This is a genomic window from Gleimia europaea ACS-120-V-Col10b (assembly GCF_000411155.1).
Taxonomy (GTDB): Bacteria; Actinomycetota; Actinomycetes; order Actinomycetales; family Actinomycetaceae; genus Gleimia; species Gleimia europaea_B.
The window spans coordinates 1046327-1063589 of the sequence record NZ_KE150266.1; the positions used below are offsets into that span (position 1 = coordinate 1046327).

Annotated in this window: 13 protein-coding genes and 1 other RNA gene; 9 read left to right on the forward strand and 5 right to left on the reverse strand. The window is 53.7% G+C overall.

The genetic code is table 11. The features are described 5' to 3' along the window. Nucleotides 1-128: 128 nt before the first annotated feature. Both HMPREF9238_RS04800 and HMPREF9238_RS04805 read left to right on the forward strand, forming a co-directional pair. Nucleotides 129-2897 (forward strand): class I SAM-dependent DNA methyltransferase, encoded by a 2769-nt coding sequence (locus tag HMPREF9238_RS04800; RefSeq protein ID WP_016444318.1) that lies wholly within the window; start codon nucleotides 129-131, stop codon nucleotides 2895-2897. 56 nt (nucleotides 2898-2953) lie between these two features. Further along, nucleotides 2954-3238: a hypothetical protein gene (locus HMPREF9238_RS04805; protein WP_016444319.1), complete on the forward strand. Its 285-nt coding sequence runs from the start codon at nucleotides 2954-2956 to the stop codon at nucleotides 3236-3238. 47 nt (nucleotides 3239-3285) lie between these two features. On the opposite strand, the gene HMPREF9238_RS04810 is transcribed toward HMPREF9238_RS04805, so the two are convergent. After that, entirely contained in the window at nucleotides 3286-3552 is a 267-nt protein-coding gene (locus HMPREF9238_RS04810) for a hypothetical protein (protein ID WP_016444320.1), read from the reverse strand. 579 nt (nucleotides 3553-4131) lie between these two features. Between HMPREF9238_RS04810 and HMPREF9238_RS09175 the strand changes: the two genes are divergently transcribed. The 3 genes from HMPREF9238_RS09175 (at nucleotide 4132) to HMPREF9238_RS04825 (ending at nucleotide 7522) form a co-directional block, all read left to right on the forward strand. Next, entirely contained in the window at nucleotides 4132-5742 is a 1611-nt protein-coding gene (locus tag HMPREF9238_RS09175; protein ID WP_016444321.1) for a zinc-ribbon domain-containing protein, read from the forward strand. A 381-nt stretch (nucleotides 5743-6123) separates the two neighbouring features. Next, nucleotides 6124-6276, forward strand: coding sequence for a hypothetical protein (locus HMPREF9238_RS08975; RefSeq protein ID WP_016444323.1), 153 nt, complete (start codon nucleotides 6124-6126; stop codon nucleotides 6274-6276). A 328-nt stretch (nucleotides 6277-6604) separates the two neighbouring features. Further along, nucleotides 6605-7522: an Abi family protein gene (locus HMPREF9238_RS04825; RefSeq protein ID WP_016444324.1), complete on the forward strand. Its 918-nt coding sequence runs from the start codon at nucleotides 6605-6607 to the stop codon at nucleotides 7520-7522. A 54-nt stretch (nucleotides 7523-7576) separates the two neighbouring features. Here HMPREF9238_RS04825 and HMPREF9238_RS04830 read toward each other — a convergent pair whose 3' ends face one another. From HMPREF9238_RS04830 to HMPREF9238_RS04840, 3 genes are all read right to left on the reverse strand, one after another. Then, nucleotides 7577-8584, reverse strand: coding sequence for an ADP-ribosylglycohydrolase family protein (locus HMPREF9238_RS04830; protein WP_016444325.1), 1008 nt, complete (start codon nucleotides 8582-8584; stop codon nucleotides 7577-7579). 334 nt (nucleotides 8585-8918) lie between these two features. Continuing rightward, the gene (locus HMPREF9238_RS04835; protein WP_016444326.1) at nucleotides 8919-10646 is read right to left on the reverse strand and encodes an ABC transporter ATP-binding protein; all 1728 of its coding nucleotides are present in this window, start codon (nucleotides 10644-10646) and stop codon (nucleotides 8919-8921) included. 6 nt (nucleotides 10647-10652) lie between these two features. Then, nucleotides 10653-12383, reverse strand: coding sequence for an ABC transporter ATP-binding protein/permease (locus tag HMPREF9238_RS04840; protein ID WP_232217598.1), 1731 nt, complete (start codon nucleotides 12381-12383; stop codon nucleotides 10653-10655). Between the two features lie 326 nt (nucleotides 12384-12709). Here HMPREF9238_RS04840 and HMPREF9238_RS04845 point away from each other — a divergent pair, with 326 nt between their 5' ends. The 4 genes from HMPREF9238_RS04845 to ffs all read left to right on the forward strand — a co-directional run bounded on the left by HMPREF9238_RS04845 (nucleotide 12710) and on the right by ffs (nucleotide 15725). Then, nucleotides 12710-13732 (forward strand): FecCD family ABC transporter permease, encoded by a 1023-nt coding sequence (locus HMPREF9238_RS04845; protein ID WP_016444329.1) that lies wholly within the window; start codon nucleotides 12710-12712, stop codon nucleotides 13730-13732. A gap of 22 nt (nucleotides 13733-13754) precedes the next feature. Continuing rightward, the gene (locus HMPREF9238_RS04850) at nucleotides 13755-14744 is read left to right on the forward strand and encodes an ABC transporter substrate-binding protein (protein WP_016444330.1); all 990 of its coding nucleotides are present in this window, start codon (nucleotides 13755-13757) and stop codon (nucleotides 14742-14744) included. A 4-nt stretch (nucleotides 14745-14748) separates the two neighbouring features. Next, nucleotides 14749-15540, forward strand: a complete 792-nt coding sequence (locus HMPREF9238_RS04855) for an ABC transporter ATP-binding protein (protein WP_016444331.1) — start codon at nucleotides 14749-14751, stop codon at nucleotides 15538-15540. Nucleotides 15541-15629: 89 nt separating this feature from the next. Further along, an RNA gene (gene ffs / locus HMPREF9238_RS08795) (signal recognition particle sRNA small type) lies at nucleotides 15630-15725 on the forward strand. A 134-nt stretch (nucleotides 15726-15859) separates the two neighbouring features. Here the strand turns inward: ffs and HMPREF9238_RS04860 are convergent. Beyond that, on the reverse strand, nucleotides 15860-17158 hold the full coding sequence (locus tag HMPREF9238_RS04860) for a Fic family protein (RefSeq protein WP_016444332.1): 1299 nt from the start codon (nucleotides 17156-17158) through the stop codon (nucleotides 15860-15862). Between the last annotated feature and the right edge of the window lie 105 nt (nucleotides 17159-17263).

A 17263-nucleotide genomic window follows, 5' to 3' on the forward strand; every position in this document is an offset into this window, starting at 1 on the left:
TAGGAAAGTGCAGCTAATAGTCGATACCAGAAGATTGTTTCAGAGCGAGGACGCGCCTGGCTTGCTCCGCTTCCAAATTATTGTCCGGGGCCCCGGCTAATATTGCGTTAGACACTTAGGGAGGCAATGTGGCTACCGCACTTTCACTCGATGAGATCCGCAGGCGCTGCACGAAGGTTGTTGCAGACTGGGCTGAGGAGCCCGGGGATGAGCGTCAGCAGGCGCAGTCGTTCATCAGGGACCTGCTTGGAGCGTTCGGGATCACGCAGACCAAGGCGGCTTTGTACGAGAAGCGCGCGAAGCGGACCTCAACTGGCAGACGCGGTTACATTGATGCGTTGATTCCCGGCCTAGCTCTTATTGAGATGAAATCCGCAGGGAGGGATCTTGAGGCTGCTGAAGCTCAAGCTCTGGACTACATGGAAGACCTGGGCGATATCGAACGCCCCAGCCGCGTTATTACTTCCGACTTCAAAACGATCCGAATTCTTGATATCGAAGCCGAGGACGGGGCCGACACTGTTCAATTTCCGCTAGAGGAACTGCCTTTGCACGCGGAAGACCTGGCGTTCCTCGCCGGCTTCCAAACCCGCGCTTTTGGCTCAGTAGAGCAAGAAAAAGCATCCATTCGGGCCGCGCAAATCATGGGGCGCCTATATTCAGAGCTTGAGAAAACCGGATACTCTGAACACGAATCCTCCGTGTTCCTGGTTCGCTTACTGTTTGCTCTTTACGGTGACGATTCAGGTATGTGGGAGCGTGACCTGTTTTACGAATTCTTAGAGAAGCGAACGCGCGAGGACGGCACAGACCTCGGTGCACAGCTGGTAATGCTGTTCCAGATTATGAATCAGCCGGAAGCTGTCAGGCCGGCGAATATGGATTCGTTGCTTTCTCGATTCCCGTACGTAAATGGCGGAATTTTTGGAGAATCCACATCTATTCCCTATTTTGATTCAACAATGCGAGAGCTTTTGATTGAAGCCTGCATGTTCAACTGGTCAGAGATCAGCCCCGCAATTTTTGGCTCCCTATTCCAGTCCGTGAAAAGCGCGAAAGCCCGGCGGCAACTGGGTGAGCATTACACGACTGAGATCAACATTCTTAAAACCATTGAGCCCCTGTTCCTTGACGAACTCCGCACGGAATTCAAGACCTACTACCACGACGTAAAACGACTTGAAAAACTGCGCAATGAAATCGGCCAGCTACAAATCATGGACCCCGCGTGTGGTTGTGGAAACTTCCTGGTGGTTGCATACCGTGAGCTACGCCAGCTTGACCTCGACATTTTAAAACGTCTTGAAGAACTGGACCCCAGTGCCGGCGGAACCCTCTTCTTTGAGCGCGAAAACCTAAACGTAAAACTGGAAAACTTTGCGGGCATAGAAATTGAGGAATGGCCTGCCCGTATTGCACAAACCGCTTTGTATCTGGTGGATCACCAAGCGAACCAGAAGCTCGCAATGTCGCTGGGCGCTCCCCCAAAAACACTGCCGCTCGACAAAGTTGAATGCATCCACGTGGGCAACGCGCTACGCACTAACTGGGAGCAAGTTTTCCCACCTTCAGATCGCGTGCGCATTGTTGGAAACCCTCCTTTTATTGGCCAGTACCTGCAAGGTGTAGACCAAACCGAAGACATGAAACTGGTGTGGGGTGACCTGTACGACGGTTACCTTGACTACGTTACCGGCTGGTATAAAAAGGCGGCAGACTACTTCCGGTTTGTCAACAACGGCCAGTTCGCTTTTGTGTCCACAAACTCGATCACGCAAGGCCAACCTGTACCATCCCTGTTTGGTCCGCTGTTCAGCAATGGTTGGCGCATAAAGTTTGCGCACCAAACCTTCTCATGGAGTTCCGAAGCCGCTGACGCCGCTGCCGTTCACTGCGTAATCATTGGCATGGACAAGAAACGTCGCGGAAACGCGACCCTCTACACCTACACAGACATTAAAGGCGAACCCACCGCAGTTCCGGCCAAAAATATCAACGCCTATTTGGTGGACGCACCCAACCTATTTGTGAAGAAGCGTTCAAATCCACTATCCGCTTTTGTTCCAAAGGTTTCTTACGGCTCGAAACCTGTTGACGGTAGAAATCTCATTGTCGATGTGGCAGAGTACGCCCGAATAAAAGATGACCCCATTGCAACGAAGTATTTGCGGAAATTTGTAGGTGCTCGCGAGCTACTACATGGTGAAGACCGTTGGTGCTTGTGGCTCGAAGATGCTACCCCAGCAGATATTCAACGCTCAGGTATATTACGTGACAGGTTGAACGCTGTTCGAGAGTTTCGGCTCAGCAGCAAAAAACAGGCGACAAGAGATCTTGCAGATAGTCCACATTTATTTGCTGAACGTAGACAACCTACGCAACCCTACCTCTGCATCCCAGCTCACGTTTCGGAAACACGCCTATTCTTTCTAACTCAGAGATTCGAGGCAGATGTCATCTCGGGAAACGCAAACTTCGTCGCTGTTGACCCCGACGGCTACCTATTCGGAATAGTTTCTTCATCCATGTTCATCACTTGGCAGAAAACCATTGGGGGCAGACTAGAATCTCGTCTTCGCTTCTCAAACACCGTGGTATGGAATAACTTCCCGCTACCAGAAGTTTCTGAAAATCTGCGCGCCGAGATCATCGCTGGCGGCCAAGCCATCATCGACGCACGGAACCTACACCCCGAACGTTCCCTAGCAGACCATTACAACCCACTCGCAATGAGCCCGCAGCTCCTAGCCGCACACCGAAAACTAGACAAAGCAGTAGACCGAGCCTTCCGCCAAAAACCATTCAACTCAAACGAAGAACGCCTCGAAACCCTACTCAACTCCTACCTCAAAATGACGGAAAACGACGCGCTCATCAAAACCAAACGCCGCCGCTAACCCCAGACACCCGGACAGCTTCGGGCCAATTACTTCATGAAAGGAGGGCGACTGTCTTGTATGGCAACGATGACGACTACACATACCATTTCAAGGACCAAATCAGCCAAGATCAAATAAAGCCAATACTTCGCGATCTTGAATGGATCATAAAGCCCTCTGCATTTCCTGACTACATGAGCGAGATTTATGTTATTGGTTCTCACAACATTGACGATGTCTTAGCACGCTTACGAAAAGCAGGATTGGATCCTATACCGGAAACCATTGCTGAGGAACCCTGGGTTTATCGTCCGGATGAAGAAACTATTGAAGAATATGTGGCTAGATGCGGCTTGTAAGCTAATCGACTAATAAAGTTCGCCCACCCCAACAGGGAAGGGTTTAGCTACTGACGCAGGTAAATCTCTTCAAGATCAGCAAAGTCTTCGTCTAGGTAGTCGCCTGGCTGGCCGACCTGTTTGAACAGTTCATACAGGTGGTCCGGCAACTTCACATCATGGTTTATAAGAGTGTCTGAAGCCGATGATATTGCAGCGGCCGGATCATACTTATAGAGGTACTCAAGTTCTTCTAAACCCGACTCACCATCATCTCGAACTTGATCTGCAATTGGGAACAATCCCTTAGCCAACTGCTCATAAATCTCACGCATACTACCTACTATATTTCGCCACTGGAAACGCTGACGTTATTCGTGTCTTTGTTGTATGCGTCATTTTGTTGGTTCTTATTTAGCCAGAGGTTTCTAACACTCATCGAGGTGAAAAAGCTCTAGCTGGGAAGCCTTTTCCAGCTTCCCACTTAACACACTGCTTTGGGAAACTGAGCGGGAAGCATGCCGAATGTTCTCCAGGGGGTGCGAAGCCTGAATAGCACGGTTTTAGCGCGTCTACTACGAGTCAGCAGGCAAGCACAACGTTAACAGTCGATATGAGCGAAAAGGCAGTTTCAGAGCGAGGACGCGCCTGGCTTGCTCCGCTTCCAAATTATTGGCCGTAGCCCCGGCTAATATTGCGTTAGACAATTAGGAAGGCGATGTGGCCACCACACTTTCACTCGATGAGATCCGCAGGCGCTGTAAAAAGTATGCGAAACTGCGCGACGCGATCGGGTAGCTCCAGGTCATGGAAACCTTCATGACACGCCGGATGTAAACGCGCGTGAAATACGATTTAGCCGCTTGATTGGTTCAACCAACGTCGGTTGGAACCGAATGAGGTGAGATATAGCAATGAGGCCTTGCAACGTAGATGGGTGTAGCCGTTCTGGAGCGTTTGTCACGAGAACCAAACCGACGTGGTGCCTCGTTCATCTTCGCGAAATCTATGGTGAAGGAGGCCTGACACTGCTGGAGGATTTCACGAAGTCATCTGCCTACTTACTTACTAGGTGTATACAATGTGGGTTCGAAGCGCACTACCGCTTTGACTACGTACTTGATCGGCTTGATGATGGCGAGGCAGTTTGCCGAGCGTGTTACTGGCGTGCTTGGGCAAAGAGTGCACGTGCCCTGGCTGGTATCACCGATGACCCGGTGAGTATTTCCGCTATCCGGAAGAAGGCTGAAGAGAATGGGTACACCTATCTTGGTCCTCTAACGAACCCCAGTTTGGCAGACGATCCGCACGCCACTCGCTGCAACTTTTGTGGGCGGATCGCAGCACTGCGAAGCGAAGATATTGGTTGGGGTTGCCCCTGCCGACGTAACCCCAAAACAGCTACGGCAGGGACTAAGAAAGCCCGAGGCGCAAACCTGTTGAAGAACTCAGACAATCGAGCAATTAGCTGGTGGGATCATCAACGCAACGAAGAATCATTGTGGAACACTGCGAAACTAAAAGGGCGGCAGGAAGCATGGTGGATCTGCCCTGAAGGGCACTCATTTCAGGCTCGCATCCTTGACGTTACAAACAAGAACTTCTCCTGTCCCCAGTGCGCCTCGCTTCGGCAAGCTGCTCAGGAAAGAGAGATTGCCGCGCTCACTGGAAAGACTATCGCGGACGTGCCTGTACTTTTATCGGCATGGGATGATGATACCCCGCCGGATACGGTGCCAGTAATCCAGAACCACTGGGGTCCCGGCTATAAATTTCGATGCCCGGCGGGGCACCGCAACACCCGGGACCCGCGCAGCTACTTCTTCGGCGGCTGTTCTGCGTGCAAGGCGATTGAGACGCGCAAAGCTAACGCGAAAGCTGCGGATGCAGATCCATCGTCAAGCCGTTTGACGCCCGAAATCAGCAGTCAATGGCACCCGACGAGAAACGGCAACCTTCGACTCGCAGAAATTTCGCCGGAGTCTCGTCGTACAGTCTGGTGGCAAGACCCTGTGTGCGGTCACGAGTTTCAAGCCACGCCACGTGAACGCGACAAGTACGACAGATGGCGGTGCCCTATCTGTCGTACGATCCTTGACTCACTGGCATATCACTATCCGGAGCTGGCCGAGGAATGGTCCCCGGAGAATCAATTATCTCCATGGATGATTCGACCAAACACAACGCAATTAGAAGTAGTCCCACTTTGGGTTTGCAGGAACGAAGCAAGCCATGTCTGGCGTGCTATGCCAAGCGCACGAGTAAACGGGTCACGATGCCCGGAATGTCTCGAAAACGGAAAATCACAAATCGAGCTTGAATACTATTCGTCGGCGCTAGCGCACTGGGGAAATGCTAAATCGGGGCCGCGAATCCATTCAAAGAACTTCAAAACGCACTCATCTTGGACCGTTGACTTTTGGTCAGCCTTCCTTCAGGCAAACGCCTCATCATCGAATATGACGGCTGCTACTGGCACCGAGACAAGGCCGACATCGACCACAACAAGAGCATGGATCTGCTAGCTGAGAGATTCATACTCGTTCGTCTAAGAGAAGCACCACTGTCGTCATTGAAGATCTCGCATCCGAACTACTACGAAGTGACCGTCTACACGACCGCCCAGGATCCAGATAGTGACGTGGCACGGATTGCTGATCTAGTCAGGGAATGAGCGAATTAGTCTGGGACCGCCCAGCTCGAAACACAAAGTAGGTCGCCCTCTCAGTGACCTCTGTGCGGTTGAGGAGGGTGTACCAGCGGAATGGGCCGTGTTGCCCTGCATGCCGCTGAGGGTGGCGGCATGCAGGGCAAAGGGGGTGTTCACGGGGTGACCTCCTGAAAATCGTGGTTGAAGTATTTGATTGGCAGTTCAAGATCGTGAGCCCAGTCGTCTCAAGGTGGTAGTGAGTGACGATTCCCTTGCAGTGACGCGCCAGTTCATCTTTCGTATTGGCGTAGCGGAGGGCGGTAGCCACGTCCTTGCCACACAACAGGATCTATCCGCCCGAGGTGAGGGTTCGGATCGTGTCGAACTCGTGGTAGGTGAACGCAAGTAGCGCGGTAGCCATGATCGGCTCCTTGTCTGAGAGTCGGGTAGACAATCGCGGGCGTGGGATGCGCCATGCTCTCACCTGGCAGTCACGGCAGGCACGGAAACTGGACACGGTGTGAGGAATGCTCTCGCCCGTACGTCCCCGAGGCCCGGCGAATCCGGGCGGGTCAGAGGGCACACTGGTGTGTGAATGTACCGATGGCTCCGTGCCCCGTGCTATTGCTTCGGCGCCATCAACCGGGTAGCCTTGTAACCAACATGACCGGTTCCGCTGCCCGCCTCGGTGGGAGTCCAGGGCCGGTCTTCGTTTTTCGTATCAAACAGGGGTGCGCGTGGAGCAGGTGAAGCAGTTCAAGACCTACAGTGAACAGGTCGAATTGCTTCGTCAGCGTGGGATGCGAGTGAATGATCCCCAGCATGCTGAGACGTTGCTGGCGCGATTGAACTACTACCGCTTGTCCGGATACTGGTACCCGATGCGTCGTTTCTCCCAAGGCAACGGCACTGCCCGAGATGAATTCGTTGAGGGAGCATCGTTTGACCTGGTGGTAGCCCTCTATGGGTTTGATGAACAATTGCGCCACAGCGTGTTCATCGAGCTTGATCGCGTGGAGTTGGCTATTCGAACCAAGCTCGGTCACGAACTGGGTCGCCTTGACCCGCTGATCTATTTGGATCCCCAGCGTTTGAGTGCCCGGGCACGGCAGCGAAACAAAGACGGGCGTAGCGTGCACGAGGTGTGGTTGAGAAAGTACCAGTCGGCATTGAAAGCGTCGAAGGAGGACTTCGTCGCCCACCACAAATCCAAATATGGCGGGACTCTACCCATCTGGGCAGCTGTCGAAATCATGGATTGGGGGATGCTGTCGTACCTGTACGGCATGTCACCCAATATCGTGCGCAAACGGATTGCCGAGCCCTGCGGCCTAACCGGTCCTCAGCTTGAATCATGGATGAAATCCTTGAATATTCTGCGTAATTATGCAGCTCATCATGCAAGAATGTTCAACCGTGTTTACGACATCAAACCGAAACTGAACAATGACGTCAGGCTGGCTCCGGTAGCTAGAGGGATGAATCGCGTGTTCGGGCAGCTCTCCCTTATCCAATACTTGCACCGCCAACTGGACTTGTCTCCAGCCGACCGACTACCGAAGCTGTTCGACACTTACCCGCACAATCCCATCGTGCCGTTTTCTCGCATAGGCGCACCTGACAACTGGCGCGAGTTGCCTCTTTGGCGCGTCTAATCCTTGCGGTAGTAGTCGCATTCGTAGCCATCGCCACGAATTGGGTTCCCTTGTTTAGTTCAGCTTCAGGACTTGAGAAAAGCGATGCGCTAAGTCTTCAAGATAATCGCGGCGTTTAAGACGCGCCAGCCACTGTGGCGGTATCGCTTCCACCTTGGTGTAAGCCGCTCCGGCAATTGTCGCGTAAGTATCAGTATCGAAGCCAAAGTTCACCGCAGTCTGCATAGCCTCACGGTACGTATCGGCATGAAGGAGAGAATAAAAGACAATTTCTAACGTATCGACCACGTAGCCAGTCGCATTGAAATCACTTGGCGTAAGCCCGATTAGCTCTGCACTCAAGATCCGCCTATGTGCCGCCAGAGCTGTTTGCCACTCTTTGTCACCCGGCAACCAGTCCTCGTAAGGAAGAACAATAGCCGCTCGATACGCCTTCTCTACATCGTCTCCGCGAAGAATTGCGCGAAGAAACTCACCATAGATGATGCAGGAAAGCGGTGAAATAGCGTGACCATGAGTGACGCGGGAAGCCTTACTAATGGTCTCCCACCTCTCTTCACGGCCAGCTTGCTTCGCTAACAGGTAGAGCACCACAGGGAAGATACGCATAAGCGCGCCATTGCCATTATCGCGCTCACGAGTTCCACCACATTCAAGCGCCGGCACACCATTCTCAAAGCGACCAATCGCCATAGCAACAGTGCCGCCCAGACCAAAAGGAAAGTCGAGCGCGCTATATTCTCCTTTTTCCCACCACGCCACAAACTGATTCATCAGGTCAGTAAAATCCAGTTCGCCACCAGTGCGGATAATGGATTCCATCGTAGCCACGGCCATTGAAGTATCGTCACTCCAGGCTCCGGCAGGAATTTTCTGCCCCCAATGGGAGTTAACCGGAATATCATCACCAGAACCACGCATCGTGTCCAATGAATACTGCGCTATTTCATCTGCCAAGAGAAACTCGAAAGGAACTCCGAAAGCATCACCAGTAGCAGCCCCCAGCAACATCGCTTTTACCCGAGCTGCAGAGAGTTCATTTCGTTTGTCTAACTCACTCATGACTACCTCATCCTAGTTGTCATTAAGACCCTGCTACCGAGCTAAAAGCACGCGCTTCCAATACGGTTCGCGCTTGATAACGTCTTCCAATTTAATTTCGTGTCGAAAACTCGACGATTAAGTACCGAAAATATCGACGAGGTATAGCTCCCCTTCTTGGGCTTTGCGTAGCTCCAGCTTACGATACTCACCCGCGAGGTTACGTAGGCCAGCGTATGAGACCCAGCGCTGCCACAACCCACGTGCATTGCCGGATGCGGAACCAATATAAGGTTTCCCGGTGTGTCGAATTCAAGGTGCAAAAGCCAACGGGTGGAAACAAGCTGTCAACCAACTAGTTTATTTGGCTCCCAAGAAGAGAAGCGTAAGTGGGGTTGTTTTTGAGCTGCTCGTGGGACCCTTCAGCAACAATGCGCCCATCCTCAAGAACAATAATGTGGTCAGCAATCCGGATAGAAGCAAGCCGGTGAGCAATAACAACCGTCGTGCGATCAGCCCGCGCGCGGCGAATGTTCTTAGCAATAGACGCCTCGAGGAACGGATCGATATTAGCTAACGGCTCGTCAAGGATGAGCATATCCGGGTTGCGCAAGAAAGCACGCGCAATCCCAACGCGCTGGCGCTCCCCTCCAGAAAGCGTGGTTCCTCTATCACCCACCCTCGCGTCAAGCCCGCCAAGCGAAGTCACCAACTCGCTAATGTCCGCATCGGCAAGAGCCCGCCAAATATCCTCATCAGAAGCATTAGGGTTCGCCAAAATAAGATTATCGCGCACAGTTCCAGCGAAAATATGACAGTCCTGAGGCACCAGGGTCAACCTGTCGCGGTAGCGGTTCGGCTCATAGCCACGCAAATTCTTCCCATCGAAACGCAGCTGCCCCGAACGCGGATCCAAATAACGCATAGCAAGATTAGCCAAAGTAGTTTTACCCGCCCCAGACTTACCAACTATCGCCACAGAACGTTGCGGAGTAGCAGTGAGGCTCACTTTATTTACCACCGGAAGGTCAGGCTGGTAGGCAAACATGGCGTTATCAACAACAAGGTAGTTTGCCTCCCCGTCATAGGTTGTGTGGTGAGGTTCCGGGACAGCAGGAATCGGGTCTTTCACGTGAAGAATCGTATTAATCCGGTGCGCACAGGCACCGATCTCTCCCACGCGTCCAAGCATCCCCACCAACGTGGTGGCCGGCGTGGGTACAAGCCCCGCCAAAACCACAGCAACGGGAAGTATCGCCGCCTCCAAACTGCCATCAAGCACACGTCCAGTGAGAATGACTAACAAAATGGTAGATCCGATCGTGGTAACGATCATCGCGAACGCTGACTCCCACGCTTGCCGCATAGTTTGCGCATTTTTTGTGGCCTGCACTTGACGCGTCAAGTCAAGAATAAGCTGGTTTTGTTTCTCAACCATTCCGAGGGAACGCAACTCGCGTTGACCCTGAATGGAATCCAACACCGCAACCCGCAATTCAGCTAGTTGACTACGCATATGTGTGCCCTGCATACGCTGAATGGGCATGAGAATGAAGGGGAATACGATCATAGCGATAGTGGGAACTAGCATGATCAGCCCGAGCGGCCCCACAAAGCTAACAAGAATACCAGTGAACACTACTGGCGAGAACACCGCGCAGATTGCGGTAGACGCAGTGTGCGCATAAAACCACTCAAGCTGTTCCGCATCATTCATGGCCGCTGACGCCACATCGCCAGTGCGTTTCCCGTGGAGCCCGAGTGGCGCGATTCGTTCGATAGCCCCATAGATGTGCACTCGCAAAGTGTGCAAAATTCGGTAGGCAACCTCGTGCGACCACCACACTTCAAACAGGGTACTGACCGCATGAACCACCACCAAAGTGAACAGCAAAGTCACCAGCGGCGTGAGGTCATGAGCCGGGTCAAGAATGAACCGGGTTGAAACCCACACGGACGTAACCGATACGCCCACAACACTGATTTGCGCCAAAGCAGTAACGATCGTGGAAGCAACGAAAAGAGGAACGCACTCGCGTAGCCGTTTCATCAGCGCAATGAAGTCGCTAAACGTAGAAAACATGGCGGATCAGGCTCCTAACTGTGCGTCGATAAGCTGTGACCACGCGTTGTCTTCACCAGCCAGAATCTGGGGTGCACCAGCGCAGAGCACGCGGCCATCTCCCATCACCACAACGTGATCCGTTTGCGCAGCGGCATCCGTGCGGTGGGTAACCAGAATCAGCGTGAGGTCTGGGTAGGCGCGGCGGATATTGGAAAGCACAGTGGTTTCCGTCTGAGTATCCAACGCGGACGTAGATTCGTCGAGGATCAGCAAAGGACACTGGCGAATCAGAGCGCGCGCAATCGCTAACCGCTGCTTCTGTCCCCCAGAAAGATTATGAGCGTGCTCCTCAATCACCAGGTCAAGCACACTATCGTTCCCCGCTTCACCGCTGACATCCTGGTGCAAATCGTTAGCACAGACCAAAGTTAAGGCGTTCATCATCGCCTCGTCATCCGCTTTCGGATTAGCTTCAGCCAATATGGATCTGATAGTTCCAGGGAAGATGATGGGATCTTGCGGAACCAGGGTAGCTACCTGCGCAATGTCCAGCTGGTCTGCTGGCACGCCTCCAACTGTGATCGTTCCACTGCCGGGGCGGTCAAAACCCATCAATAGCCCCAATGCTGTGGATTTACCCGACCCGGACAGGCCGACCAAAGCAGTTGTCTTCCCTGGTAGCGCGTCGAACGTGACGTTTGAAAGCGCGGGCTCCACAGTACCCAAGTACGTGTAGCTAGTATCGATGAAAGACACCCCAGTGCCATCATGATGACGTTCAACCGCTACGGAGGATTTGGTTTGGACACCCTCTTGATCGAATAGTTCACTCATTGCTGGCAGAGCAGAAATCCCAAAGAAGGCCTCATGCCAACATGTTGACAATGCGGTGAACGGGCGAAACAACTCAATCGATAACAAAGTGATGATGAACAGGTGGCTCATCGGCATGTCCCCCGCCCGTATCAAACTGATAGCGATGACCAAACCAAGAGCAGGGCCAAGCACTTTCATCATGCTCGATAGGCCGGTCTCTCCCAGCGAAAGGCGAAGCTGGCCCATTGTTGTTGACAACAATTGGCGTGATTGCTTGGCTAGTTTCTCACCGTGATTTTGGGCGGCCCCAAATGATTTCAGCGTTGCCATTCCCATCATGGCGTCCACAAAGTCCGCGTTGAGATCCTCATACGCGATCCAGTGGGACTGCCCCCGATCGGAAAGGGCTTTGTCCCATAGCCGTGGGATAGCGATAATAGCGACGCCGCAGATTAATAGCGCTCCCGCAATCAACGGGCTGATTGTTCCGATAGCTATTGTCAACCCTGTAGCGGTAATAACAGTGACCGCCAGCTGGGTGAAGTATTTAACGAAGTAGGGCTCCACTGCCTCGACCCCATCAGTCACAACCGACTGGATTTGCCCAGAACGGCCAAACCCCGCCCGCATGGGACCGCGAGCGTCGATTTGTTCAAGGAGGGCTTGTCGCAACCGGCTTTTCACCACCAGTCCGGCACGGTTTTGTAACAGCTGCCCGCCCACCTGTACTAGTGGGCGAACCAAAAGCAAGATGACGATAGCTACGATCAGGCCCATCACTGTAGGCATGTGGCGGGTAGTGAGTAGTTCGTTGAACAGGATCGCATTACACACCGCAGTGGCAATGAACAAGCCAGAAACGAGGACGCCCACCAAAACGGCGGGAGCCAACAGCCTCACGGACAGTCCGGCGGCACGCATCACTAAACGCTGCTTCATGAACATGGTTATCCACCTTCGCGTGTCTGAAGAAAGCAGGACTAGCCACCAAACTTAACTTAGGTTAGGCTTGCCTAAGTGCAGTTTGGCATGTTTCTCTCAGCATGACAAGAGCGCACAGCTTTATCACACCAGCCAGGAGGGCTTGTGAACCCGCAGATTTTGCAGCGCAATGAGGTATGCGCAGGCATCGCCCAGCTTCTAGAACAGATCCGCTTATCTGAGGGAAATTTGCTCCACGTCAGTGGAGGAACTGCTCTGACCGCGCAAATCCATGGGGGTTATGTTGCGACAGCTAGTGCAAGCATGAAAGGCATGAGCGCACCATGTTAACTAAGCGCTACCAACGCCTTGTCCTAGCCGTCGCATTATCTGTCCTGCTGGTGTGCGCCCTTGTTGTTGCGGTAATCGTAGGAGCCACTGACATCTCCCTGTCCGCAGCGCTCGAAGGTATAAAAACCACCCTATTTCACACGCCCACCAACGACGTTGACACCCAAATCATCGGGCAAGTCCGATTCCCCCGCGCTGTTCTTGGAGCAATAGTTGGTGCCGGACTTGGCATATGCGGCCTCATAACCCAATCACTTTTGCGCAACCCACTGGGCGACCCCTACATCCTCGGCATCTCGTCGGGCGCGTCTGCCGGCGCGGCCGCCGTAATCGTCCTGGGCACCTCCAGCAGTGTACTATCCGCACTGGGCGTCACCATCGGCGCTTTTCTTGGAGCATTAGCAGCCATCATCCTCGTCAGCCTTCTGGCCTCGGCCGGTGGAAAAATCACCCCTACGCGCATCATTTTTGCTGGTATGGCAACCACCTACCTATTTTCGGCACTGACCAGCCTGATCACGCTCATGGCAAAAAACGCTGCCGGAACCAAATCAGTCATGTTCTGGACGCTCGGCTCTCTATCCAACGCCAGTTGGGGTGACACCGCGCTTGCTGCCACCGTGGTCATTATCGCCCTCGCCTGCTTCACAATGTGGGGCAGGCGGGTGGACATACTCAACCTTGGCGACGACACGGCAATCTCGCTCGGGACAAGCCCCCGCCTCTACCGCAACCTTCTGTTCCTCGTCGTAGCCTTAACCGTTGCCGTCCTTGTGTCCCTCACCGGAGCAATCGGCTTCGTTGGCCTCGTAGTCCCCCACATCACCAAACAACTCGTTGGCTCCACAACCCGAGCCGCGCTACCTATTGCTGCCTTGTGTGGCGCGCTCCTGGTTGTCATAGCCGACACCTGCACTCGCATCATAATCAGGCCCGCCGAAATACCTATCGGCATCCTCACCGCGCTTGTAGGAACACCAATGCTAATGGCTCTAATCAAAAGATATTCCAAATAGAAAACAGAAAGGACAACCCGTGATGATGAAGAAACAAATCATCGCTGGCACTCTTGGCGTTATGCTCGCCGCCGGCGCGCTAACCGCCTGCTCAGAAACTGACAAGCCCAACAACAACGCCGAAAATGGCGCTATTACCATCAACAACTGCGGGGTAGAAACCACCTTCAACACGCACCCGAAGAAAGCCGTTTCGATGGGCGTAACCGGCTTGGCCTACCTGTTCGCCGCCGGCGCACAGGACTCCATCATCGGCCGCGCCAACGAATGGGGCGAAGAACCACCAGCGTGGATTGGCTCAAAAGCTGACAGCATCGACGTGCTCTCCAACGAGTCCATCTCAATGGAAGCTCTGCTGAAACTGGAGCCTGACTTGGCCTACGGTGGCGGGTTCAGCTCTGAAAACTCCAGCCCCGAGGCAGTCGCAGCTAAAGGCATCCCTGCCGTCGTTGACGCACCAGAATGCGCGTACTTCTACCCGGATCAACCAGAAAACGAGTCCTTCGATGCGATCTTGGCAGAAGTGACCCAACTCGGGCAGCTCATGGGCACATCCGATAAAGCCGACGCCACTGTTGCTGACCTCAAAGCCCAACTAGAGCAAGTCAGCAGCGAAAAAATTGGTCAAGGACGCAAAGTTTCCTACGCCTACTACTACGGGGAAGACCCCGAGCTGTTCAGCTACGGCAACCAAGGCGTAGTAGGAGAAATCAACAAAACCCTCAACCTAGAAACCGCAATCGACCCGAACTACCATCCCCACCAAGGCCCTATCGCGCCTGAAGCTTTCGTCAAATCAGACCCCGACGTCATCATCGTGCTCACCGGCATGGGCGGGGCAACAAAAGAAAGCTCGCTGGAACGCCTTGCAAAGATTCCCGGTTACAACGACATGAAAGCCGTGAAGAACGGCAACATCATCTACGCCGAATCAGCCGCCGCCTACGCCTCACCTACGGCAATCCACGGTGCCCTTGAGCTAGCCGCGCAACTGAAAGAACTAGGGAAATAAACCGATGACTGATTCTCCCCTCAAGATAGAAAACGCTAGCGTCCGGTTTGGGGATACCCAAGTGCTCACCAACGTCTCTTTTGAGGTACCTCGAGGACAAATCCTCGGAATCGCCGGCCCCAACGGCTCTGGGAAAACCACCCTCATGAGATCCCTGTTCGCTGCGCAAAAACTATCCGAGGGGAGAATCACCATCAATGGCCAGGCACTGAACACGCTCAGTCCGGGCCAAGTTGCTAGACGCGTCGCAGTCGTTTCACAGTTCGAACAAGACATGGACCAAACCCGCGTCATGGACATCGTGCTACTAGGACGAGCGCCCCACCGCAAAGACATCCAAGGCTACAACGCCACCGACCATGAGATCGCCCGTGAATCCCTGGCTGCCGTCGGGATGAGCTACGCCCAGAACCGATACGTTCACACCCTTTCTGGAGGAGAACGCCAGCGCGTACTCATCGCCCGCTCACTCGCTCAACAATGCAAATGCATCCTTCTTGACGAGCCCACCAACCACCTCGACGTCAAATATCAGCATCAAATCCTGAGCGTCATCAGAGAAGTCAGCGACACCGCCGTCATTATCCTGCACGACCTCAACCTCGTTGCACGCTACTGCGACAACGCCATCATCCTCAAAAACGGGCACCTGCACACCAAAGGCGATCCGGCAGACATCCTGACGCCGCAACTCATCCGCGAGGTCTACGGCGTCACCGCCTCCGAAGTCAACGACGCGGGCACCAAACAGTTCAGTTTCAAGCCACTGCAGGAACCGCTGCACCTCAACCGTTGATAACCTGCAGGCAGGCACTCACTTTCTCCTCACCGAACAGCCGGCAAGCCTCCACCTTTTGTAATCGCCGCACGGTTTAGTAAACTGAGCGTGATCCCTCGCGTGACGGTATCACTCGAACCTCCCCAGGACCGGAAGGCAGCAAGGATACGGTAGCTCTGCCGGGTACGTGAGGGATCCTTTTATGCTCAAACCAGCCCGTGATCTCAAACAGACCTCGAATTCAAACCTGCCAACGAGTTCAAATCAGTCCACGAGGCGGGCGCGCTTCCGTCCGATAACTATCGGGCTCAACTACGAGGGAGCCCCTGTATCGGGCTCAACTGCGAGGGAACCTAGGAACCTGCCTCACAGGTTTGCTTACTCGCGTATCAAACTGAGTTGATGCAGGCTGGCGCTCGCTAAGCGTTACAAGATCTAAGACCTCATTCGCAATAAACGCCGTAGTTCCACGCGCAATCGAACGAGTAAAAAAGATACCCGCGTCAGCTAGCTGGGTTAACGCCTCCGAAGCATTCTGAACCGACAAGCCATAAATCTGGCTTGCCGTCTTAACCGTCAAAACCGGAGTGCCCGCAAGCCGCCCCAAAATACGCGCCACGCCCGAATCTGAACGCAACGCGCGCGTGTAATTATTAGCCGCTCGGAAAGCCTCGAGCTGCCCGCGCCACTGCTCAGCCAGTAGCAACAGCTGTGCCCGCAGATCCTCAGCCTGCGTCACAGCCTCGTCCACCGCCCTCGAAAATAGTTTTATCCACTCAGCGATCCGCCTAGCATTCTCGGGCGATTCAGGTGATCCTTCAAAACGAAGATCGTTCAAAGCGGCGACATACTGTTCTCGAAATGTTGCCAGCACGAGGCTAACTGGCAGCAGGCGACTTGAAGTGAGGCCGCGGCGAGTCAAAACCGTATGGATCAGAGCACGCCCGACACGCCCGTTGCCATCAACAAATGGGTGAATAGATTCAAACTGCGCATGAACGAGCGCGGCCTGCACAAGTGGACCGTGCGTCGCACCATTCAGATAGGACAATAGGTCTTCCAATAAGTTGGGCACGAGGCCTGGCGCCGGCGGCACATATTCCGCGCCGATTGGAATTGGATGATAGTTCGACGTTCCCACCCAGTTTTGGACCGTTCGGATCCCAACTGCCGGATGCTCAGCCCCCAGTAGCGCTCTTTGCAGCTGCTCTAAATCGGTGACAGTAACACTTTGCGATCGAGCAAGGCGATCCGATGCCTCTCGAACCACCGTCATGTTCCGGGCGACGAGCTTCGCCGCATCAGAGATTCCCCGAATGTCCTCTGCTTCACCGATCTCTGCCAAAGCGACCTGTTTCGCCGCAGGCGCGATTCCTTCGATTTGCGAGGATGCGATGGCTTCGGAACGCAACAAAAAACGGGACAAATCTTCAAGCTCCGTGATGCCATCTGCCTGCGCTAGGCCGAGGACGCGACGCTCAACAGCAGCGATCTCCTCGCTCAGCTGAGGACTGATCGAGACTTGAAGCGTTGTCAACCGATCAGGCAAGTAATACCAGTACGATCCGCCGCGCCTATTAGATCGTCCAGGAAGGGTGGGGTCAGCTTCCCATTTAGCTTCAGTGAAGATACCCATGTTCACCCTTTCGGCTTATCCATTAACAGAGTTGCTAGGTTATCACCTTTAAGGCTTAAACATGAAGAGAAATCCCGGTTGCACATCTTTAACGATTAAACATGA

Bases quoted from the DNA above. Each gene is read 5' to 3' on its own strand.
- HMPREF9238_RS04810 (WP_016444320.1), bottom strand. From the start codon at position 3,552: ATGCGTGAGATTTATGAGCAGTTGGCTAAGGGATTGTTCCCAATTGCA.
- HMPREF9238_RS04835 (WP_016444326.1), bottom strand. From the start codon at position 10,646: ATGTTTTCTACGTTTAGCGACTTCATTGCGCTGATGAAACGGCTACGC.
- HMPREF9238_RS04855 (WP_016444331.1), top strand. From the start codon at position 14,749: ATGACTGATTCTCCCCTCAAGATAGAAAACGCTAGCGTCCGGTTTGGG.
- HMPREF9238_RS04845 (WP_016444329.1), top strand. From the start codon at position 12,710: ATGTTAACTAAGCGCTACCAACGCCTTGTCCTAGCCGTCGCATTATCT.
- HMPREF9238_RS04830 (WP_016444325.1), bottom strand. From the start codon at position 8,584: ATGAGTGAGTTAGACAAACGAAATGAACTCTCTGCAGCTCGGGTAAAA.
- HMPREF9238_RS04840 (WP_232217598.1), bottom strand. From the start codon at position 12,383: ATGAAGCAGCGTTTAGTGATGCGTGCCGCCGGACTGTCCGTGAGGCTG.
- HMPREF9238_RS04850 (WP_016444330.1), top strand. From the start codon at position 13,755: ATGATGAAGAAACAAATCATCGCTGGCACTCTTGGCGTTATGCTCGCC.
- HMPREF9238_RS04860 (WP_016444332.1), bottom strand. From the start codon at position 17,158: ATGGGTATCTTCACTGAAGCTAAATGGGAAGCTGACCCCACCCTTCCT.
- HMPREF9238_RS09175 (WP_016444321.1), top strand. From the start codon at position 4,132: ATGAGGCCTTGCAACGTAGATGGGTGTAGCCGTTCTGGAGCGTTTGTC.